General features: G+C 66.9%; 21 protein-coding genes and 2 riboswitches. Of the genes, 11 read left to right on the forward strand and 10 right to left on the reverse strand.

From position 1 onward, the window contains the following. Positions 1-6 precede the first annotated feature (6 nt). Positions 7-2,889, reverse strand: coding sequence for an aminomethyl-transferring glycine dehydrogenase (gcvP, locus tag ACE37B_RS01930; RefSeq protein WP_409921592.1), 2,883 nt, complete (start codon positions 2,887-2,889; stop codon positions 7-9). A gap of 23 nt (positions 2,890-2,912) precedes the next feature. Beyond that, a riboswitch (glycine riboswitch) is annotated at positions 2,913-3,020 on the reverse strand. Between the two features lies 1 nt (position 3,021). Continuing rightward, positions 3,022-3,105, reverse strand: a riboswitch (glycine riboswitch). 126 nt (positions 3,106-3,231) lie between these two features. Here gcvP and ACE37B_RS01935 point away from each other — a divergent pair. Beyond that, positions 3,232-3,387, forward strand: coding sequence for a hypothetical protein (locus tag ACE37B_RS01935; protein ID WP_409921593.1), 156 nt, complete (start codon positions 3,232-3,234; stop codon positions 3,385-3,387). A gap of 64 nt (positions 3,388-3,451) precedes the next feature. Here ACE37B_RS01935 and ACE37B_RS01940 read toward each other — a convergent pair whose 3' ends face one another. Then, on the reverse strand, positions 3,452-4,633 hold the full coding sequence (locus ACE37B_RS01940) for an LLM class flavin-dependent oxidoreductase (RefSeq protein ID WP_409921594.1): 1,182 nt from the start codon (positions 4,631-4,633) through the stop codon (positions 3,452-3,454). A 14-nt stretch (positions 4,634-4,647) separates the two neighbouring features. On the opposite strand from ACE37B_RS01940, the gene ACE37B_RS01945 reads away from it, so the two are divergent. Together ACE37B_RS01945 and ACE37B_RS01950 are read left to right on the forward strand one after the other, a co-directional pair. Beyond that, entirely contained in the window at positions 4,648-6,510 is a 1,863-nt protein-coding gene (locus ACE37B_RS01945) for a glycoside hydrolase family 2 protein (protein WP_409921595.1), read from the forward strand. After that, positions 6,507-7,967, forward strand: a complete 1,461-nt coding sequence (locus tag ACE37B_RS01950; RefSeq protein WP_409921596.1) for an AMP-binding protein — start codon at positions 6,507-6,509, stop codon at positions 7,965-7,967. Before ACE37B_RS01945 ends, ACE37B_RS01950 begins: the two co-directional genes overlap by 4 nt. Positions 7,968-8,088: 121 nt before the next feature. Here ACE37B_RS01950 and ACE37B_RS01955 read toward each other — a convergent pair whose 3' ends face one another. Then, the gene (locus ACE37B_RS01955; protein ID WP_409921597.1) at positions 8,089-10,047 is read right to left on the reverse strand and encodes a peptidoglycan-binding protein; all 1,959 of its coding nucleotides are present in this window, start codon (positions 10,045-10,047) and stop codon (positions 8,089-8,091) included. 499 nt (positions 10,048-10,546) lie between these two features. Next, entirely contained in the window at positions 10,547-10,948 is a 402-nt protein-coding gene (locus ACE37B_RS01960) for a hypothetical protein (RefSeq protein ID WP_409921598.1), read from the reverse strand. 75 nt (positions 10,949-11,023) lie between these two features. Here ACE37B_RS01960 and ACE37B_RS01965 point away from each other — a divergent pair, with 75 nt between their 5' ends. The 5 genes from ACE37B_RS01965 (at position 11,024) to ACE37B_RS01985 (ending at position 14,244) form a co-directional block, all read left to right on the forward strand. Beyond that, positions 11,024-12,100, forward strand: coding sequence for a threonine aldolase family protein (locus tag ACE37B_RS01965; RefSeq protein WP_409921599.1), 1,077 nt, complete (start codon positions 11,024-11,026; stop codon positions 12,098-12,100). Between the two features lie 219 nt (positions 12,101-12,319). Then, positions 12,320-12,622 carry a WhiB family transcriptional regulator gene (locus ACE37B_RS01970; RefSeq protein ID WP_409921600.1) on the forward strand — a complete coding sequence of 101 codons (303 nt, stop codon included), beginning with the start codon at positions 12,320-12,322 and terminating at the stop codon, positions 12,620-12,622. A gap of 73 nt (positions 12,623-12,695) precedes the next feature. Next, positions 12,696-12,935, forward strand: a complete 240-nt coding sequence (locus ACE37B_RS01975) for an AbrB/MazE/SpoVT family DNA-binding domain-containing protein (RefSeq protein ID WP_409921601.1) — start codon at positions 12,696-12,698, stop codon at positions 12,933-12,935. After that, a complete protein-coding gene (locus ACE37B_RS01980) occupies positions 12,932-13,336 on the forward strand; it encodes a type II toxin-antitoxin system VapC family toxin (RefSeq protein ID WP_409921602.1) in 405 nt (134 codons plus the stop codon). Before ACE37B_RS01975 ends, ACE37B_RS01980 begins: the two co-directional genes overlap by 4 nt. Further along, positions 13,333-14,244: a ribokinase gene (locus ACE37B_RS01985; protein WP_409921603.1), complete on the forward strand. Its 912-nt coding sequence runs from the start codon at positions 13,333-13,335 to the stop codon at positions 14,242-14,244. Before ACE37B_RS01980 ends, ACE37B_RS01985 begins: the two co-directional genes overlap by 4 nt. Here the strand turns inward: ACE37B_RS01985 and ACE37B_RS01990 are convergent. Beyond that, entirely contained in the window at positions 14,227-14,745 is a 519-nt protein-coding gene (locus ACE37B_RS01990) for a gamma carbonic anhydrase family protein (protein WP_409921604.1), read from the reverse strand. The two genes, ACE37B_RS01985 and ACE37B_RS01990, sit on opposite strands and share 18 nt — an antisense overlap. A gap of 60 nt (positions 14,746-14,805) precedes the next feature. Here ACE37B_RS01990 and ACE37B_RS01995 point away from each other — a divergent pair, with 60 nt between their 5' ends. The 3 genes from ACE37B_RS01995 to ACE37B_RS02005 all read left to right on the forward strand — a co-directional run bounded on the left by ACE37B_RS01995 (position 14,806) and on the right by ACE37B_RS02005 (position 17,214). Beyond that, positions 14,806-15,204, forward strand: coding sequence for a hypothetical protein (locus ACE37B_RS01995; RefSeq protein ID WP_409921605.1), 399 nt, complete (start codon positions 14,806-14,808; stop codon positions 15,202-15,204). Continuing rightward, positions 15,201-16,361 (forward strand): hypothetical protein, encoded by a 1,161-nt coding sequence (locus ACE37B_RS02000; RefSeq protein WP_409921606.1) that lies wholly within the window; start codon positions 15,201-15,203, stop codon positions 16,359-16,361. Before ACE37B_RS01995 ends, ACE37B_RS02000 begins: the two co-directional genes overlap by 4 nt. Before the next feature lie 67 nt (positions 16,362-16,428). Beyond that, the gene (locus tag ACE37B_RS02005) at positions 16,429-17,214 is read left to right on the forward strand and encodes an enoyl-CoA hydratase-related protein (RefSeq protein ID WP_409921607.1); all 786 of its coding nucleotides are present in this window, start codon (positions 16,429-16,431) and stop codon (positions 17,212-17,214) included. A gap of 46 nt (positions 17,215-17,260) precedes the next feature. Here the strand turns inward: ACE37B_RS02005 and ACE37B_RS02010 are convergent, their stop codons facing one another. The 5 genes from ACE37B_RS02010 to ACE37B_RS02030 form a co-directional block, all read right to left on the reverse strand. Then, on the reverse strand, positions 17,261-17,719 hold the full coding sequence (locus tag ACE37B_RS02010) for an N-acetyltransferase family protein (RefSeq protein WP_409921608.1): 459 nt from the start codon (positions 17,717-17,719) through the stop codon (positions 17,261-17,263). Beyond that, positions 17,716-18,195 carry a hypothetical protein gene (locus ACE37B_RS02015; protein ID WP_409921609.1) on the reverse strand — a complete coding sequence of 160 codons (480 nt, stop codon included), beginning with the start codon at positions 18,193-18,195 and terminating at the stop codon, positions 17,716-17,718. Before ACE37B_RS02015 ends, ACE37B_RS02010 begins: the two co-directional genes overlap by 4 nt. A gap of 6 nt (positions 18,196-18,201) precedes the next feature. After that, positions 18,202-18,708: a hypothetical protein gene (locus ACE37B_RS02020; RefSeq protein ID WP_409921610.1), complete on the reverse strand. Its 507-nt coding sequence runs from the start codon at positions 18,706-18,708 to the stop codon at positions 18,202-18,204. Between the two features lie 114 nt (positions 18,709-18,822). Beyond that, on the reverse strand, positions 18,823-20,421 hold the full coding sequence (locus ACE37B_RS02025; protein WP_409921611.1) for an FAD-dependent thymidylate synthase: 1,599 nt from the start codon (positions 20,419-20,421) through the stop codon (positions 18,823-18,825). Between the two features lie 84 nt (positions 20,422-20,505). Continuing rightward, positions 20,506-21,117, reverse strand: a complete 612-nt coding sequence (locus tag ACE37B_RS02030) for a hypothetical protein (RefSeq protein WP_409921612.1) — start codon at positions 21,115-21,117, stop codon at positions 20,506-20,508. Positions 21,118-21,120 lie beyond the last annotated feature (3 nt).

Below are 21,120 nucleotides of genomic sequence, written 5' to 3' on the forward strand. Positions count from 1 at the left end.
TGCAACCTACTTCGACGCTGCCATCGATGGCATCGCCAGCGCTTCCAACGGCTCGCACGAGCAGACCAGATGTCGGTCGCCGTAGGCGCCGTCGATGCGAGACACCGGCGGGAAGTACTTCGATCCCGCCTGACCGACGACCGGCAGCGCACCGAGCGTCCGCTCGTACGGGCGCTCCCATTCGCCGAGCACCTCCTCGGCGGTGTGTGGAGCGTGGCGCAGCGGGCTGTCGTCGACCGCCCACTCGCCCGATGCCACGCGGTCGATCTCGGCACGAATCGCGATCATGGCGTCGCAGAAGCGATCGATCTCTCGCAGCGACTCGCTCTCGGTCGGTTCGATCATCAGCGTGCCCGCCACCGGGAAGCTCATCGTCGGCGCATGGAAGCCGTAGTCCATCAGCCGCTTCGCGACGTCGTCGACCGTCACGCCGGTCGCCTTCGTGATCGGACGCAGGTCGATGATGCACTCGTGTGCGATGCGGCCGTGCTCGCCCCGATAGAGCACGGGGAAGTGCTCGTCGAGACGGGCGGCGATGTAGTTGGCGGCCACGATCGCGACCTCGGTCGCAGTGGTGAGCCCGGCGCCACCCATCATCTCCAGATACATCCACGGGATCGGGAGGATCCCCGCCGACCCGAACGGCGCGGCCGAGACGGCGCCGACGGGCGCGGTGTCGTCGAGCGGATGCCCCGGCAAGAAGGGCCGCAGATGCTCGCGCACGCCGACGGGCCCGACACCGGGCCCACCACCGCCGTGCGGGATACAGAACGTCTTGTGCAGATTGAGGTGGCTGACGTCGGCGCCGAACCGGCCGGGCTTGGCGAGGCCGACCAGTGCGTTGAGGTTCGCACCGTCGACGTACACCTGGCCACCGGCGTCGTGGATCATCGCGCACAGGTCACCGACCGAGGCTTCGAACACACCGTGCGTCGACGGGTACGTGATCATCAGCGCGCCGACGCGATCGCCGAACTCGTCGAGCCGGCGTCGCACGTCGTCGAGGTCGACGTTGCCCTGGTCGTCGCACGCGACCACCACGACGTCGAAGCCGGCCATCACGGCGCTCGCCGCGTTGGTCCCGTGGGCGCTCTCCGGGATCAGACACACCGTGCGCTGCTCGTCGCCGTTCGAGCGATGGAACGCACGAATGGCGAGTAGCCCGGCGAACTCGCCTTGGCTGCCGGCGTTGGGTTGCACCGAGACCGCGTCGTAGCCGGTGATGACCGCCAGGCGCTGCTCGAGATCGGCGATCATGCGCCGGTAGCCGACGGTCTGGTCGTCGGGGGCGAACGGGTGCACGTCGGCGAACTCCGGCCAGGTGATCGGCACCATCTCCGAGGTCGCGTTGAGCTTCATCGTGCACGACCCGAGTGGGATCATCGTCCGATCGAGCGCGAGGTCCTTGTCGCTCAGTCGACGCAGGTACCGCAGCATCTCGTGCTCGCTGTGGTAGCGGTCGAACACCGACTGCGTGAGGAACTCGTCGTCTCGGCGCAGCGATGCCGGGAGTCCGTCGGGCGCGATCGCGGCATCGTCGACGTCGTCGATGTCGTCGATCGGGGCGCCCCCGAGCGCATCGACGATCGCGGCCACCGTGGCGAGTGTCGAGGTCTCGTCGAAGGTCACGCCCACCGTCGTGTCGTCGACGCGTCGGATGTTGTAGCCCGCGGCCAGCGCCGCGCCGAGCGCGTGGTCGGCATCGGCGACGTCGATCGTCAGCGTGTCGAACCAGGTGCTGTTGCGCACCACGACGCCACCCGCGCGTAGACCGGCAGCGGCGATCGACGTCAGGCGCTGCACGCGCTCGGCGATACGGGTGAGCCCGTCACGACCGTGCCACGCGGCATACAGCCCGGCGATGTTCGCGAGCAGCACCTGCGCGGTGCAGATGTTCGACGTCGCCTTCTCCCGTCGGATGTGCTGTTCGCGGGTTTGCAGTGCGAGTCGCAGCGCTGGCCGACCGGCGGTGTCGGTGCTGACCCCGACGATGCGGCCCGGCATCGAACGAGCCGCCTTCTCGCGGGCGGCGACGAACGCAGCGTGCGGGCCGCCGAAGCCCATCGGTACGCCGAAGCGCTGCGCCGAGCCGACCGCGATGTCGGCCCCCATGTCGGCCGGGGGAGTGGTGAGCACGCAGGCGAGCGGGTCGGTCGTGATCGCCGCGATGCCGCCCAGCTCGTGTACCCGAGCGATCGCCTCGGTCCAGTCGATCACCTCGCCGGACGACGTCGGCGAACTGAACAGTGCGCCGAACACGCCCGCCTCGTCGTCGAGCAGGTCGACGTCGCCGACCACGAGCTCGACCCCGACGGGCTCGGCACGCGTGCGAAGCACCGTCAGGGTCTGCGGATGCGTGTCGTGGTGCACGAAGAATCGCTGCGTCGACGCCTTCGAGAGCCGTCGGGCCATCGTCATCGCCTCGGCAGCGGCGGTCGCCTCGTCGAGCAGCGACGCGTTGGCGACGTCGAGCCCGGTGAGTTCGGTGACGACGGTCTGGAAGTTGAGGATCGCTTCGAGCCGACCCTGGCTGATCTCGGGCTGATACGGCGTGTACGCGGTGTACCACGCGGGGTTCTCCAACACGTTGCGGGCGATGACCGGCGGGGTGATCGTGCCGGTGTAGCCCATCCCGATCAGGCTCGTCACCAGCCGCTGATCGGCAGCCAACGCGCGGAGTCGACGCAGCGCCTCGGCTTCGGGGACGGCGTCGCCGAGTTCGAGTGGCTCGTTCGCTCGGATCGACGCGGGCAGCGTCTCGTCGAGCAGGTCGGCGACGGAGTCGATCCCGAGCACCGCGAGCATGTGGGCGAGATCGTCGGGCGACGGTCCGATGTGGCGGCGAACGAATTCGTTCGGCTCGAACAGGTCACGGATGGGTACGGGCACGGCAGCCTCCGGCTGGGTCGGCCCCCGCTGTCATGGATACCTGAGAGTTTCGGTGAGCCCCAACGCTCACCTTTCACCGTGGGTGGAAACACCGAGCCGGTGGGCGGCGCGGTGTTCCTCTTTCCAGCGTGCCTGCCTCGACCGGTCCGGATGCCTGAGAGATTCCGGGGTGGTTGCTCCTTCGGCGCCAGTGACTGGCTCTCCCGATCGAAGACGACGGCGTTTCGATTGTCGACGTGAGCGTAGCCCGCGTTCGCCTGCCGAGCCGGACACGGTGTCGTGGTGTGCCATCATGTTGGCGAACAACCACGACCGCGACCGCGACGAACCGAGGGCCTCGCCATGCAGAAGTTGCCGAAGTTGCTGCGAGTGGTCAGGGACTGGGTGCGACGCGACATCGACGCAGCTCCCGTTCCTCCGCAGACGTCGGCACCCGCTCGCCGATCGAACCGCGACGACGACCGGGCGCTGGCGCACTTCCACAGCCCGAAACCGTGAAGAGCGTCGAGGGCGCCTACCCGGCTGTTCGGTCGCGTCCGCCGCTCTTCGCCACTGCGACAGGTCAGCGGGCGGCGCGCTCGGCTTCGTACTTGCCGATCTCGGTGAGCTGCGCGCCGAGCGTTGCATCGACCCAACGACTGCCGGCATCGACGATCTTGTCGTAGCTCGCCTGCACGGGGCCGACCTGGCCGGTGAAGTGGGGCATCACCTCGTAGGCGAACAGCTCGTAGCTCTCCTTCGTGGCGTTCCAGTCGGCGAAGTCGGCGCCCATCATCATGTAACACCCGAACCCGCCGGTCTTGTCCTGCAACCGCTTGATCTGCGCGACCGCCATCTCGGGGGTGCCGATCACCATGCGGCCCGACTCGTTCAGGTAGTCGACGAACTCGTCGTAGTCGGACGGGGGAGGAGGATCGTTCGGGTCGCCCATCGGCAAGATGTGCGCCAGGTAGCTGAACACCCACTGGAGCCCGTACTTGCAGTTCTCGCGAGCCTGTTCCTCGGTGGCGGCGATGTGCATCGGGCCCATCAGACGCCAGTCGGCGCGATCCGCGGTGTGCCCGTTGAGCGCCGCTTCCTCCTGCCAGACGTTGAAGTTGTAGTCGAGCACACCGAACCCGGCCGGCTCGGTCGCGGCGATCGAGGTGAGCCCGGCGCCGTAGCGGCCGGCGAGCTTGGAACCCGACGGCGACACCGACGACACGACCGCCACGTCGAAGTTGCTGTACGGGCGCATCTGCAACACGCCCTCGTCGCAGATGTACCAGTCGGTCTTCGAGGTGACGGTCTCACCGGCGAACAGCCGCATGATCACGTCGAAGGCCTCCTGCATGCGCGGCCGTTGATCGTTGGGATCGATCCCGAGCATCGCCGCGTCCGACGTCAGCTGGCCTGGGCCGGCACCGAACATCATCCGGCCCTTCGTGAGGTGATCGAGCATGACGATGCGATCGGCGAGGATCAGCGGATGGTGATACGGCAGCGAGTTGACGCCCGTACCGAGCTTGATGTGCGTCGTGCGCTGCGACGCGGCGGCGATGAACACCTCCGGGCTCGCGATGAGTTCCGAGCCCGCGGAGTGGTGCTCGCCGATCCACGCCTCGTGGTAGCCGAGCCGGTCGAGGAGCTCGACGAGCTCGAGGTCGCGGTGCATCGCAAGCGTCGGGTTGACCCCGGTCTTGTGCATCGGCGGGAGAAAGATCCCGAAGCGGAGTTGCTGATCGGAAGGAACGAACTGCGGCATGCCACGATCCTTGCATGAACTCGGGAACGGTCACGATGTCGAACGTGCTGCAACGGCAGCGCATCTCGCTCGACGGCGACTGGAACGTCATCGTCGACCCCTACGAGATGGGCTATGTCGGGATCCTCGAGCAGCGCAACGACCGCGGGTTCTTTCGTGACCACAAGCCGCGACATCCGGGCGACCGTGTCGAGTACGACTTCGACGCGTCGCCGACGCTGCGCGTGCCCGGCGACTGGAACACGCAGCACGAACGCCTCCACTACTACGAGGGCACCGTCTGGTACCGACGAATCATCGAAGGACCTCCCGAGGAGCAGCAGCGCAACCCGCCGGGGCGGGTCTTCGTGCACGTCGGTGCGGCGAACCACACGTCGCGGGTCTTCCTCGACGGACAGGAACTCGCCACGCACGTCGGCGGCTTCGGCCCGTTCGCCGTCGAGGTCACCGGCCGGCTTTCACCCGGAGCCCACTCGCTGGTCGTCCAGGTCGACAACCGACGCGAGAAAGATCGCATTCCGGCGATGCGTTCCGACTGGTGGAACTTCGGCGGCCTGACCCGATCGATCGACCTCGTGTTCGTGCCCGACACGTTCCTCCGCCATGCGTGGCTCACCATGTCGCCCGACGGACGCGTCGTCGGGGGAGTGGAGATCGACGGCCCGACGGCACCCGTTCGACTCCGGATTCCCGAGCTCGACCTCGACACGGCAGTCGAGCTCGACGCGAAGGGCCGATTCGAGCTCGACCTCGAGCCAGAACGCTGGCATCCCGGCGCACCGCGACTCTACGACGTGCACTGGAGCTGCGGCGACGACCGGATCGACGACCGAGTCGGATTCCGCACCGTGGAGACCGTCGGCGAGCGCATCGTCATCAACGGCGAGACCACGTTCCTGCGCGGCATCTCGATGCACGCCGAGGCGCTGTCGGGCGGTCGACGCTCGCACGGGCCGGACGATGCCGCAGCACTGTTCGACCTCGCGGAAGAACTCGGCGTCAACTTCGTTCGCCTGGCGCACTATCAACACGACGAACACATGGTTCGCGAGGCCGATCGACGGGGCATCCTCACCTGGTGCGAGCTCCCCGTCTACTGGGGCATCGCGTTCGATCAGCCGCACGTGCTCGAGAACGCACACGAGCAACTCGACGAACTCATCACCCGCGACCGCTGCCGAGCCTCGACGATCTTCTGGTCGATGGCCAACGAGACGATGCCGTCGCCGGAGCGCAACGCCTTTCTCGCGTCCCTCGCGGAGCGCGCCCGCGAGCTCGACGGCACCCGCCTCGTGTCGGCCGCCCTCCTCACGTTGCCGACCGCCGATCGGGACCACCTGGTGGATGATCCGCTCGGCGCGATCGTCGACGTGGTCGCCATCAACCAATACCTCGGCTGGTACTACGGCGAGCGAGCGCTGATCCCGTCGACCACGTGGTCGACCCCGTTCGGCAAACCGGTGATCTTCACCGAGATGGGCGGGGGCGCCAAGTACGCCAACCACGGCGACGACGGCCAGATCTGGACCGAAGAGTTCCAAGCCGCGATCTACGAGGCGCAACTCGCAATGGTCGACGCGAATCGTGCCGATGCCGGTCGCGGTCCGGTCGCCGGGCTGTCACCCTGGATCCTCAAGGATTTTCGTGCGCCGGTGCGAGTACTGCCCGGCATTCAAGATGGCTACAACCGCAAAGGACTCGTCAGCGAGGAAGGCGAGAAGAAGCTCGCCTTCGACGTGCTGCGCTCCTACTACGACGAGATCGAGCACGCCGGCCGAACGACCCCCGGACACGACCGCGATCGTGACCCCGACAGCGACCCTGCACCTGAGCATGACCAGCACGCCGGACACGGCAGCGAGGACGACCACCGATGACCACCCTCTCGTTTCCCGCGCGCCTGCGCGCCCTTGCGGCCAGCGATCCGGATCGGTTGGCGATCACCTGCGGACCCGTGTCGTTGACGCACGACGAACTGCAACGACGGGCCGCACGGCTCGCTCGCGAGTTCTTGTCGCTCGGCGTCGAGCACGGCGACTTCGTCACGATCGCCGTGCCGAACTCCGTCGACTGGTTCATCGCGTACGTCGCGTGTTGGAATATCGGCGCGATCCCTCAGCCTGTGTCGGCGAAGCTGCCCGCCCGAGAACTCGCAGCGATCGTGGAACTGGCCGGATCGAAGGTCGTCGTCGGCGCACCCGGGGGAGCGGCCGACCTCCTCGGCGACGACACGGTGCATCTCCCGCTCGATCATCAGCCGGGCGACGAGTTCTCCGACGCGCCGCTCCCCGACGCCACGTCACCGGCGTGGAAAGCGCCGACATCGGGCGGCTCGACGGGGCGGCCCAAGCTCATCGTGTCGGGCGACCCCGCCACCTACGACACCGAGGCACCCTTGCCGCTCGGCTTGGCCGAGGGCGGCTGCCTCGTGATGCCCGGCCCGCTGTACCACAACGGGCCGGCGGTCTGGGCGTGCCAGGCCCTCCTCGCCGGCAACCACGTGGTCGTCCTGCCGCGCTTCGACGCCGAATCGACGCTGGCGGCGATCGAGCAGCATCGGGCCGACGTGACCTACATGGTCCCCACGATGATGAAGCGGGTGCTTCGCCTCGACGACGAGACCCGCCTCGACTACGACCTGTCGTCGTTGCGCGTCCTGTGGCACCTCGCCGAGCCGTGTCCGGCGTGGCTGAAGGAGGCCTACATCGACTGGCTCGGTCCCGAGCGGATCTTCGAGCTCTACGCCGGCACCGAAGCACAGGCCGTCACGATCATCACCGGAACCGAATGGCTGGAACACCGGGGCTCGGTCGGACGGGTCACGAGCGGCGAGATGAAGATCTGCGACGAGGACGGCAACGACCTGCCCATCGGCGAACAAGGCGAGGTGTGGATGCGCGCCACCCGCGACACACCGACGTATCAATACCTCGGCGCAGATGCGAAGACGCTCGACGGAGGCTGGGAGTCCCTCGGTGACATCGGCTGGTTCGATGCCGACGGCTACCTCTACCTCGGCGACCGGGTCGCCGACATGATCCTCAGCGGGGGAGCGAACATCTATCCCGCCGAGGTGGAAGCGGCCCTCCAGGAGCATCCGGCCGTGCACTCGTGCGCGGTCATCGGGCTCCCGCACGACGACCGCGGCAACGACGTCCACGCGATCGTCGAAGCCGACGAACAGATGGCGCCGCGCGACGAACTGTTGGAGTTCCTGGCCGAACGGCTGGCGGTGTACAAACTGCCGCGCACGATCGAATACGTCACCCAGCCGCTTCGCGACGACGCCGGCAAGGTACGTCGCAGCGCGCTGCGAGCCGAACGCATCGGCTGAACCACGGCGACCTCACGAAAGGTCATCGTGCCTGGCACCATGACCTTTCGTGACTCTTCACGTCGCCCGCATTTTCGTCATGACGCAATTGCGCCGGGTCAGGGGCGAAGTCGTGATGTGATCAGTCGGGGGAGGGGAACGACTGCTGGTGTTGCGCGGTGGTGTTCTTGCAGTCGTCGATGGCCTTCACGTACGGATACGGATTGACCGCCGCACCGCCACCCGGGTGGATCTCGAAGTGCAGGTGGGGCGTCGCACTCGAACCGGTGTTGCCGATGTAGCCGATCACGTCGCCAGCCTTGACCTCCGTGCCCACCTCGATGCCGGGAGCGAAAGCGCTCAGGTGCAGGTAGGTGAAGTAGGTGCCGTCATCTTGAGCGACACGGAGGCCATTGCCGGCCAAGGCACCGGGGAAGTCCCAGTACATCTTGGAGATGTGGCCGTCGACCACGGCATACAAGAGGTTGCCCTCCTTCGCGATCACGTCGACGCCTTCGTGTTTACGGCCGCCCGAGCGGGGAGCGTGCCACGTGTCGCCGAACCAACACGGCCCCTGGACGGGGAAGCGATCCATGAGGATCGGCGCCGACGAGTCGTTGTCGGGATTGGTCGCGCCCTGCGGCGTCGTCCCGAGCCCGAGGATTCGGGCGCCACGCTCGGTGACCACGCCGGTCTGCGCGATGTCGTTGACCGACTGGAACGCGACGAGGGCCGAGCGAGTCGCGGGGCCAAAGTCTCCGTCGGCTCCGCCTCGCACGACGAGACCGGTGCGCTGGAGTGCCCGTTGCAAATCACGAACCAAGTCGCCCTGCGCTCCGACCGTGAGGCCGACGTACGGATTGCTCGACGACGGAGATTGGGGAGTCGGGGGAGTCGTCGGAGCGGGGGCCGGTGTCGGGTTGGTGACACCGACGGGTGCGTCGAGCGTGATGTTCATCGCAGCGAGCGTCGCTCGATTGACGACACCCGTCGCAGGAATCCCGTTGCGCTGCTGGTACATGGCCAGGCCACCCTTGGTGACGTTGCCGAACACACCATCAGCGCCACCGGCGAGGTTGATCCCCGACGAGATGATCGCTCGCTGCACGTTCTTGACGCGCTCACCACGAGCGCCCACGGTCATCCCGAGGTACGGGCTACCGAGCCCGTCCTCGGCCGTCGGCGCCGGAGCGGTCGGAGCTGGCGTCGCCGGTGCAGGCGCGGTCGGTGCGGCCGGATCGGAATGATCGTGGTCGTGCGGGCCCAGGTGCAGCGCCGACGCATCGGCGAACGACACCACGCCCGTCTGGGGCAGCCCGTTGCGAGCCTGGAACGTCTTGAGCGCCGCCTGCGTGACCGGGCCGAAGGAACCATCTGCACCGCCGCGAACCGTGATGCCCGTCGCAATGAGCGTGCTCTGCAGGTCCTTGACCAGATTGCCCGTCGAGCCGATCTTGAGCCCGACGTACGGGTTCGCTTGCGCCTCGCCGTTGGTCGACCCCTGCGACACCGGCTGCGGCGTGGCAGCGGGCGCCGCCCCGGACTCACCGAGTCCCAGACGGTTGGCCGTCGCCTGGGTGACCGTGCCGGTCACCTGGAGCGTATTCCAGCGCTGGAACTGCGTGACCGCCTTGGTCGTGGCCGGCCCGAACACGCCGTCGGCACCACCGGGCACGAACACGCCGAGATCCATCAACGCTTGCTGCACGACCTTCACGTTGGCACCCTGCGCCCCCTGAGCAAGACCGACGACGCCGGTCGACGGGGCCGCAGCCGACTCCGAGGAGTTACCGGAGCCCGACGACGCCGAACCGCTCGCTGCAGCCAGTCGATCCGCCGTCGAGGAGTCGACCACACCGGTCACGTCGAGAGCATTCGCTTGCTGAAACGACCGCACCGCGTTGCGAGTCATGGGGCCGAAGATTCCATCGGCACCGCCTGGAACCTGCACGCCTGCCGCCAGCAACGCTCGCTGGAGCGCGGCAACCTCCTCGCCTTGCGCGCCCTGCTGTAGGCCGGTGATCGAAGCGACTTCCAACGGCGCCTGCAACGCAGACGAGTACATCACACCCGGGGAGGCGGACACCGGCGATGACGACATCGCAACACCGAGCACCCCAAGGACGCCCGCACACGCGAGTTGCGCACACCGTCGACCGAACCGGCCGCGACGTGACGGTCGCGACGGCGGGGACTCGAATGGCGACGTGCTCGACGCGAACGCTGAGCGTTCGGGGTCGAGCTCGAACGAAGAGATCATGGACGGCGTACCTCCTGCACAGCAGAAATGTCGGTCCACCCGCGCTACGACTCAAATCTCAACGGAAGGTCGAGGCTTCACAGCGTCCGACCGGGCGCCTCGTCGACACGCTCGATCGCCCTACGGGCCAATGTTTCCGGCGATCATCGTGCCGCAGGGCCCATCTTCGTCGAGATCGAGGTCGATGTCCATCCCGTTACGTCGAATTGACATAACGGGCATTATCGGCGCCACGGGCCCTCGCTGCGCTGACCCTTGGTGCCGAGAATGTTCGGCCTTCGCTGGCTCGGCCTCGTCTCCCGAACACCTACGCCGCCCGGCTTGCCTGACGGCTTGCTGATCAGGGCGTGTTGAGGGTTCGGTCTCTCAGTGGGGTCGCTGCTTCGAGGAGCCATGCCAGGAGGTCGTCGAGTTCTCTCTGTGTTCTTTTTCCCGGGGCGTTCAGGTCTCGCAGGGTGTCGTCGACGGCGCAGGCGAGGATGTACAAGTCGTCGTGGAGCCGATCGAGTTCGTCTCGGGCGATGATCAGTTCGTTGTCGCTCAACTCGAGCTCCGCGGCTCGCTGGCGGGCGACCCAGTCCCACTGACGGCAGCGCTGGCTGCAGAACTCCCGCGGACGGCCACGGCCGGTCGCCGCCGGGATGACTCGACGGCACCAACGGCAACGTCGGGGCTGCGTGGCTCCCCCGTGCGCTGCAGCGCGCGCTCCCTCGTCGCCGACCGGCCGCTCCAATTTCGTCATGACGTATTTGTAGTCGGTACCGACGGCGCGCAGCGCGGATGACCTGCGGCGGCCACGACCTGCGAGACTGCGACGGTGACAGGTTTTCCCCCCGCACCCAGCGCATCGTTCTCGAGCGACAACGCCGCCGGCGCCCACCCCCTGGTGATCGAGGCGGTGATCGACGCCAACACCGGCCCAGCAGCCGCCTACGGCGCCGACGAGCACACCGCAGCGTGCGAACGACGATTCTGCGAACTGTTCGACGCCGACGTGGTCACCCGGCTCACCTTCAACGGCACGGGCGCCAACGTCGCAGCGCTGGCCACGATGTCGGGAGCCCTACGCGGCCCGCATCACGCCGTCGTCTGCACGAACTGGTCCCACATCGAAGCCGACGAAACGGGCGCCCCGGAGCGGATCCTCGGCACGAAACTCATCGATCTCCCCTCCCCCGATGCCAAACTGCGGCCGTCCCAGCTCCGAAATCTGGCCTCCTTGCAGGGAGTTCAACACCACGCTCAGCCGGGAATCGTGTCGATCACGCAGCCCACCGAGCTGGGAACCCTCTACTCCCCCGACGAGGTGCGTGAGCTCTGCGAAACCGCCCACGACATGGGCATGCTCGTACATCTCGACGGCGCACGGATCGCCAATGCCACCGCAGCGCTGGGCGGTTCACTGACCGCGTTGCGCAGCTTCACCATCGACGCAGGCGTCGACGTGATCTCGTTCGGCGGCACCAAGAACGGGCTCCTTGGCGCCGAGGCGGTCGTGTTTCTGGACCCCGATCTCGCCATCGGCTCCGAGTACGTGCGCAAACAGGTGACGCAACTCCCCTCGAAGATGCGCTTCCTCGCCGCTCAGTTCAACGCCGCGCTGCACGACGACCTCTGGATTCGCCTCGCCGATCACGCCAATTCGCTGGCGAGTGAACTCCATCGCCTCACCGGCGACGTTCCCGGCGTGAGCATGCCCGAAAAACCCCAGGTCAACAGTCTTTTCCCGCACCTGAACCCGGCGATGATCGAGCCGCTACGGGCGTGGAGCGTGTTCTACGACTGGGACCCTTCCGTGCATCAGGTCCGCTGGATGACCGCCTGGAACACCACCGGCGACGACGTGGATCGCTTCGCCGACGGCGTCCGTCACGCCGCTTCGATCACCGACTGAACGCGTCCCGCACGCGCTCCGAACAGGGCGCCTCGCACGCGCTCCGAACAGGGCGCCTCGCACGCGCTCCGAACAGGGCGCCTCGCTCCCGTTTCGCAAATAGTTGCAGACGGCAATTGACTGCTGAGTTGATTTGCCCTAATCTTTCGATGCAACGCCAAATCGTGACCGCTGAGCAGGGGAAATGCCGGCGATCACACAACTCGAGGGGAACGAGTAATGACCACGATTGACCTGCCGATCCGCTCCGCCGAAGAGGACAACGCCTGGATGGCCGACGGTGCCTGCAAAGGCTTGACGCACCTGTTCTTCCCCACTGCGGCCGAGCGCCCGCAGGCGCGTGAACGTCGCGAAGCAGCAGCCCGCGAAGTCTGCGGCGACTGCAAGGTGCGCGTCGAGTGCATGACCTTCGCCCGCGATCACCACGAGTACGGATTCTGGGGTGGCGAAGCCGAAGACGAGCGCCATGCAGCCGGCTACCGCCTGATCGCCCCGATCGGCGTCCGGGCGCGCGCCTCCTGATCGTCTCAGCCCCTGTACATCGCTGACCTGGGCTGATACGTTTTCCTTACTTCTTGGAGAAAGTAAGGAAACGATGCATTCATCCGCCAAACTCACGGCAAAAGGCCAGGTCACGGTCCCGAAAGCCGTCCGTACCGCACTGCAGCTCGACACCGGCGACTCGATCGTGTTCCGTGTCGAAGGACACCGCGCCGTCATCGCCAAGACGCCCGACCTTCTCGATCTCGCGGGAACCCTCCGACGAGGCGCCGTCCGCCGCAACTCGACCTGGGACGACGTGATCGCGCGAGCAGAACGACGAGGCGAGTCGTGACCGTGTTCGTCGACCCCAGCATCCTCGTCTCACATCTCATCGGCGAACCCGATCACCTCGCTCGGGCATCGACCGCCTGGATCGCCGACGGCGAACTGATGCTGGTGTCCGACCTCGTGCTCGCCGAAACGATCCGGCTCCTCGAAACGGTGTTCGACGTCGATCGACATCTCATTGCCACGGCGACGCGCTCGCTGCTCGTGCACGACGCGACTGTTGCCGTCGACATCGACGTCTTGCTGCGAGCGATCAGCATCTACGAGATCGACGGACTGACATTCCCCGCGGCACACCTCGTCGCCCTCGCCGAGAGCACCGGCGTCACACGGATTGCCTCGTTCGACCGGCGATTCGACCGCTCGACTACGGTCCGGCGCATCGACCCCTCGGAGGCCGCATGAACACATCGGACGACGACTCGACTGCCACATTCGATGTCGTGGTGGTCGGAAGCCTCAATCTCGACCTCGTGGCGACCACCGCCCGTCATCCCACGCCGGGCGAAACCGTGCTCGGCGCGCACTTCGCCGAGTTTCCCGGCGGCAAGGGCCTCAACCAGGCAGTGGCGGCCGCGCGGAGCGGGGCGCGCGTGGCGATCGTCGGGGCCGTCGGCGATGACGACGCCGGACGCACTCTGCGATCCGTCGTGCGCGACGAGGGCATCGACGACACCTACCTCCGGACGATCGACGAGTCACCGACCGGACGCGCCCTGATCACCGTCGACGCCACCGGTGAGAACTCGATCGTCGTGATCCCTGGGGCGAACGCTGCCGTCGAGGTCGACGCCGACCACTTGCCGAGGGGTCGCGTGACACTGCTCCAGCTCGAAATCCCGATCGATACCGTCGTCGCGTCCGCAGCGATCGCCAGCCTCCGCGAGTCGACCATCGTGCTCAACCCGGCACCAGCCACCACTGCTCTTCCCACCGAGCTGCTGGCGCAGTGCGACGTCGTCATTCCCAACGAACACGAGATCGACTTGATCGGCGGCGCCGCGCAGCTCCTGGCCGACGGCGTCGCGACGCTGATCGTCACCCGCGGCGGCGCAGGATCGGATCTCGTCACGATGACAGGTCACCTCACGGTGCCGCCGTTCGCCGTGACTCCGATCGACACGACGGGAGCGGGCGATGCTTTCTGCGGCGCATTGAGCGCTCGGCTCGCGGAGCACGCCGACGTGATGGATGCGGCCCGCTACGCCAACGCCGCCGGCGCGCTCGCCACGATGACTGCGGGTGCGGTGCCGTCGCTTCCGACGCGCCAGGCGGTGGAAGCGTTCATTGCCGAGTCAGTCGAGCCGACGTAGGTCGGTTCGATACTGCGCGCCGCGCCGAACGTATTCCTGGACGCCATGCAAGATGTCGTCGCGGCGCGCGCGGCCTTCCTTGATCGTGGCCGGCGTGCCCACGGCGATGGCTCCCGTGGGCACCTCGGTGTCGTTGAGGACCACGGCGTTCGCCGCGACGATCGAGCCCGTGCGTACGACGCAACGATGCAGCACCATCGACGAATTGCCGATGAGGACGAAATCCTCGATGGTGCAGCCTTCGAGATGGATGAGGTGTCCGAGCACGCAGTCGTCACCGACCACGGTCGGCCACATCGGCGTCGTATGGAGCACAGCGTTGTCCTGCACGCTCGTTCGATCACCGATCCGAATCTCACCGCCGTCGCCACGAAGCACCGCCCCCGGCCAGACCGACGACTGCGCGCCGATCGTCACCGAACCGATGACCGTCGCTTCGGGATGGACGAATGCATCCGAACTGATGGACGGAACCTGGTCGCCGAGTGCGTAGATGGCCATCACGGCAACGTAGCGAACGGACCTGGGTTCTCCGACGTTTGGCGAGTACGGTTGGGAGCTATGCCCCGCAGGATTGACATCGAGCTGACGAGCGCGCTCGCCGACGGCTCTTGGACATGGCGCGCAGCCGGAGCCCGCAACCCGAAGGGAGTGGTCGATGCGTCGGTCCTCCCCGATGGCGCCAAGGTCGGCGACGAGTTGAAAGTCGAGATCGAGCAGGGGCTCGACGGCATCGACATCTTGTCCGTCGTCCATGGTCGCCGGAAATCCGAGCGGGACCTGCTCGAGTTGCTCCCGGCCGAAGAGAACTTCCAAGCCGTGATCGAAACCCGCGCCAAGCGCGATCGCAGCGATCGACCGGGAGGCCGAGACGGCAAGCCCGGCGGACGCCGCGATGGTCGGCGACGCGATGGCGATGGCCGCGGTGACGGTCGCGACGGTCGCGGTGACGGCCTGTGACGGTCGCGACGGCTGCGAAGGTCCGCGTTCGCGGACCTCGTCGTCCGCACTTCGAGGCACCCCCTGAGCTCCCCAAGCGGCCCAAGCCGAAGCGTTTGCGTCCCGGCAAAGCTCGGCGCAACGAGGTGCTGGAGAGCATCCCCGAGGGGCAGCGTCAGATCGCAGAGCTCGCGCTGCAAGGAATGGCCGCCGTCCGGTCCCGCCTCGCGGAGGAGAACAAGAAGCTGGCGACCGAGGGCAAGCCGACGATGCCCGAGGCCAGCGTTCTCAAGATGGCCGAGGATCTCCTCCCCAGGCTGCGCGTCGCCGATTGGCTCGACCGAGCCGACGCAGCGCAACGACAGATGGAGCATCTCGACCTCCGCGATGTTCGCAGCGTGGTCGCCGCCGGAGAAGACCCGGTGGTCGCCCGTGACGAGTCGACGCGAGCGATCAACGAACAGCTCAAGCAGGAACTGGCCAAGAAGCAGGACCTCGAACTCAAGCTCTGGCTCGAAGACGTCGACGCTGCACTCGGAGTCGGCCGCTCGATTCGCGCACTGCGTCTCTCGTCGCAGCCGCCAAAGGCCGGCGTGATGTTCCCGCCCGAACTCGCCCGCAAGCTCGGCGCCGCAGCAACCGCCGGTCTGACTCCGGACGACACCGCTGACCGCTGGGCCGCCGTGATGGAAGCCGGAGCATTCTCGCCGGTGCGGACGCTGATCACCCCGACCGCTCCCCCGCAGCAGATCACCGACGACCTGCGCAAGACCGCGCTCCGGCTCGGACCGCTCTTGCCTCAGATCGCCGCGCTGCTCGGCGTCGAGGTTCCGGCCGATACCCCGCGTCCCAAGCCCCTGCGTCCTGGCCCTCGCCGTGATGTGAAGAAGAAGACGGCCGCACGACGCGAGGACACACCAACGGGACGCGGTAGCGACCGCAAGCCAGCAAGCGAACCCGAGCCAGCAAGCGAACCCAAGCCAGCAAGCGAACCCAAGCTGGCGTCGGAGGCCAGCGCGTCGACCGAGCAGGCCGAGGCGCCAAACGACGAGATGCCCGCCAACGCGCCGGTCACCGTCGAAGCAGAAGCACCCGCAGAACCACCCGCCGACACCACCGTCGAAGCAGAAGCACCCGCGGAAGCACCCGCAGCTTCCGACGACGCCACAACGAACTGACCCAATCGCTCGCGCTGGTCACCGCTGATTCGCCGAGCGACTCGGCGCAGCCGTAGCCTGCGACGTCATGTCCGACATCGTCACTCTCGAGATTCGTGGGCGCGTCGCGCTCATCACCCTGAACCGTCCCGACGCCCGCAATGCCGTGAACGGTGACGTCGCCGAAGGCCTCGAGGCAGCCATCGACGCCCTCGAAGCCGACGACGACGTCTGGGTCGGGGTCCTCCAGGCCAACACCGAAGGACAGGATCGTCCGGTCTTCTGCGCCGGCGCCGACCTCAAAGCGATCAACAGCGGCGATGCCGCTCGCCTCAACACCGAGCGCGGAGGCTTCGCCGGTTTCGTCTATCGAGACCGCACGAAACCCGTGATCGCCGCGATCGACGGACTCGCGACCGCTGGCGGCTGCGAGATCACGCTCGCTGCCGACCTCGTCGTCGCAACGACACGTTCGGCGTTCGGTCTCGCCGAGGTCAAACGGAACCTCGTCGCCGGTGCCGGCGGGCTCTTCCGTCTCCCGCGCGCGATCGGCCAGGCAGCGGCCATGGAGGCAATCCTCACCGGCGAGCCGATTCCCGCTCAGCGGGCATTCGACCTCGGGCTCGTGTCGAGACTGGTCGAGCCGGGCGAGGCGACGAACGAAGCGTTGCGACTCGCCGAGCAGATCACGCAGTCCGCACCGATGGCCGTCTGGGAGAGCCGCAAGGTCGTGCTCGCCGCGGCGTACGAGGACGACGAGACCCTGAAGAAGATGACGAACCGGGCGATGGCAAAGGTGATGTCGTCGGAGGACCTCAAAGAAGGGCTGACTGCATTCATCGAGAAGCGTCCGCCGGCGTGGAAGGGCCGCTGACCGCCAGCGATCGTTGTCGGGCTCAGCAGCTCAGAACGGCTTGTAGTCAGAACGGCTTGTAGGTCGTGATGAGCCGCGCGACGATGCCGGCCCGTTCGTACAGATTCTTGGTGTGGCGGTCGCCGGGGAGCGCCTGGCCTTCGACGGCGACCGCGCCGGACGATCGGGCCCGCTCGATCACGACCGCGAGCATCTCGTCACCGAATCCGCACTCACGTGCCTCTGGCGTGACCCAGACCTGATCGACACGGATGATCTGATCGGTGCCGAGCACGGCGACCAGGTAGCCGACGATCACGTCGTCGATGTGCGCAACGACGACATCGACACCGTCGTCGTGCAGCCGTGCTGCCCACGCATCACCGATCTCCGGGTGCTCGACCAGCCACCGCTCGCCGCCGCGCTGGCCATCCAGTGCCGCTCGAGCCTCCGATTCGAGGAGCGCCAGCTGCGCGACATCGACCGGGTCGTCAGGGTCGACGGGACGTACCAACGGGTCGATCACGCCGATGCGTCCAATTGCGCGATCTTGCCCAACACGGTTCGGCGACCTCGATGAGCTCGTTCGTAGCGCTCGACCTCGGCACGCTCGTCGCTCGACAATCGATCGAGTTGCCCGACGATGTCGAGTGCCGGCAGGTGGTCGTAGTCGGGAATCGCCAGTTCGTCCGCGTCGATCGATCGACTCAGCGCATCGTTCTCCGCCGGGGTCAGGAGATCTGGTCTCTCGACAACACCAGCGTGCTCGACCGCAGCCTCGTCGCGCATCGGCGGTGCAGGCGGCCGCGGTGCGAGCCTGGAGGTTCCCTGTTCCACGACCATGCGCCCGATGAAGCGCGCGTTGGACAGTTCTTGACGGGCACGACTGACCGCTTGCGGCAAGTCGGACGCCAGGCGTGCTCCTGCGCCGAGTGGCGCGAGGACGAACAGCTCGACGAGTCGAGCACCCAGATCACCCGGACGTGGAGATGCGCCGCTCACGAAGCGTCAGCTGAAGATCGGGCAGTCATCATCACCGACGGGACAATTCGGCGCAGAGGATTTGACCAGGAGGAAGCACGATGAACAGAGCTGCTCGTTCTGCTGTTTCGGCAGGAGCTTGTCGCCCCCCTCTGATCGGTCATCGACTTCGGGCTCGTCGTCGTCATCGTCGTCATCGTCGTCGTCCGTTGCGACGAGACGATCCTTGAGGATCTTGTCGAGATCGTCTTCGACGTCGTCGTCGTCGACCAGGTCGTCGTCGTCGTCATCATCATCGTCGGCTTTGCGGCGCTTCGTACGCGGCTTCTCGACTTCCGGTTCGTCGTCGTCATCGTCGTCATCGTCGTCATCGACGACGTCATCATCGTCGTCGTCGGCCAGATCATCGAGGTCGTCGTCGAGGTCGTCGTCGATCTCGTCGTCGTCGGGCGCATCGGCCTCGTCGACGTCGTCGTCGGCCTCCACGTCGTCGGTCTCGGTGGTGTCGTCATCCAGAATGTCGTCGTCAGCCATGTACGTGGGTCGATTCTTCCGTCGTGGGGTTCAGCCGCGCATGATGCGCGGCCGCTTCGGGCGGATCATACGCAGGGTGTGCGCACCGTCAGGAAAGCTGAAGCGTGACAACCGTCACAGATCGCGTCGAGCCTCGGCTCGGCGCTCGGATTCGAGCCGCTCGAGCTCGGGTGCCTGCGTCGTCATGAAGGTCATCGCCGCCGCGAGCGCTCGATGCCCGGCGACCTCGGCGATCTGACGGTGCATGTCGAGAGCCACGCGTCGATACGACGGATGGCCTTGCGGCGAGGATCGCAACTCCAACATGTGAAACGCCTCCCGCACGTTGAACTGCATGTTGTAGCGCATGCGGTACGCCATCGCCACGGCGTACGGCGCCTGCTCGTGGTGCGGGCCGGCGAGCGCGTCGTACAGCGCAGCGGAGCGCTCCATGGTCTCGTCGAAGAGCCCGCCGACACCGGCTTCCTCTACGAGATCCGGACGCGTGTAGCCGTGGTTCGGCGTGAGCCGCTGCCATTCGATCGTGAGCATGCGATGGCGCTGCATATCGCGAAACGCCCCGTAGTCGCTCAACACGTCGAAGCGGTAGAAGGCACGCTCGAAGGCGCGCCCTGGCTTGTGCCTGCGGTTCGATCGCTCACCGACGTAGGCCGTCAACAATGCCACACGTTCGTCGGCACCGAGCTCACGCACCCGAGCGAGGAGTTGATGCTCCGGCAGCGACGAATGGCTGTAGCAGATGGCCGCGAGGATCTTGTCTTCCGCCTCCGGATCGAAGTCGACCAACTCGACCTCCGACGTCGGTTCGACCGGCGTCCCGCCGAAGATCTGGTCGACGACGTCGGCGGTGCCGGTGCGAGTGTTGGCGAGGTAACTGCTCCAGACACCACCGCGCTCCGGGATGTCGACACGACGCAGGAACGACGGAATCACCTTCCGGAGTTCGAGCAGCATCAGGTCGGCGTACTCGCGCGCCTCGGGGAGCGGGTGCGACCGCATCCGCAGCAACAGCGCCTCGTAGGCCTGCCCGGTCCCATAGATGCCGACGTTCGACGTCGCGGCCGCGGGCAGCATGCCTCGAACGGCGTCGAGCGCCTTGGCCCGCGTCGCGGTCCGGTAGATGAACTCGCTGTCGCGTTCGTCGCGAACGACGGTGGTACGGACGTGATCGGTGACGAACTCGGCGCACTGACTGTAGGCATCGAAGATCCGGTCGAGGTCGCCGACGTAACGGGTTCCGAGCGGGCCGGCGAGCACGTCGGGGTCACGGAAGTACCGGTAGCGACCACCGAGACGACTGTCGTAGGAGATGTAGCGCGTGCTCTGCTCGAGGTAGCTCATCAGCCGCCCCCACTCGAGCACCTTGGTGAGCAGGTTCGACGCCTGCTCGCAGGCCAGGTGGGTACCGCCGAGCTGCGCCACCGAATCGTCGCCGTAGTCGAAGAACACGCGCTCGTAGAGTTGCTCGGCTCGATCGAGTCCGATGGTGGCGTCGATCGATTGGTCGCCTCTGATGTCGAGGTCACCGACGAATTCGTCGAGGAACAACCGCCGAAGTGATTTCGGGCTCCGGCTGTACCGAGCGAACAACGCGCCCTTCACCACCTCGGGCAGATTCACCAGCGCGAACACCGGACCGTCCAGGTTGGTGAAGTACCGCCTGAGGACATCGGCCTCGTCTGAGGTGAAGGACTCAGGGACGTACACAGCCACGAGAGGACACTCTAGGAGGACCACTCCCGTACGTGCGGGATCCGGCGGACGTCTGACCTGGGGCGTCGCGAAGCCGACGGTGATTCACCCGTAGACGAGCGCAGCGTCAGCACGAACACATATGTCGACGCGCCGAGCGCTGCCGATGACGCGACCGTCGACGACGACCACGTGCGGCCGTTCGAACTGCCACGACGCGCTCCGAACCGAGCGGGTCGACAGCAAGGGATGCGGGAGGTGGGTTCCCGAGCGAAGCCGCCGTCGTACTGCCGACCGCTGCCTCACCGTCAAGGCCGGATCGGCCTCGACGACCTCCACGCGCCCATCGTTGGGATGCCCACGAGCGATCACGCTGCGCTGACGGTGGTACTCGGCATTCATCACCGCCACGACACGCCCGCGCCACGCCCCACCGGCGGTCCATCTCCGTCGGACCACGACGTGGGCGATTGCCGTCGCTGCGCACTCCTCGTCGAGTACCACGTCGACGAGATCGATCGGAAGCGCGAGCAAGGTGTCGCGCTCGGCGACCGGCCGAGCGCCAATGGTGGTGAAGACGTCACCTGCCGCCGCGGCGGTCGGTTGACCGGTGTCGTCGTCCAGCCAGGCCGCGAGCTGCGCATCGTCGGATGCCAGACGCAGCGTCTCTGGCCGCGCGACCTCCCGGCCCCAGTTCTGTCCCTTGCTGATCGTCATCGC

Source organism: Ilumatobacter sp. (genome assembly GCF_046290335.1).
Lineage (GTDB): Bacteria > Actinomycetota > Acidimicrobiia > Acidimicrobiales > Ilumatobacteraceae > Ilumatobacter_A.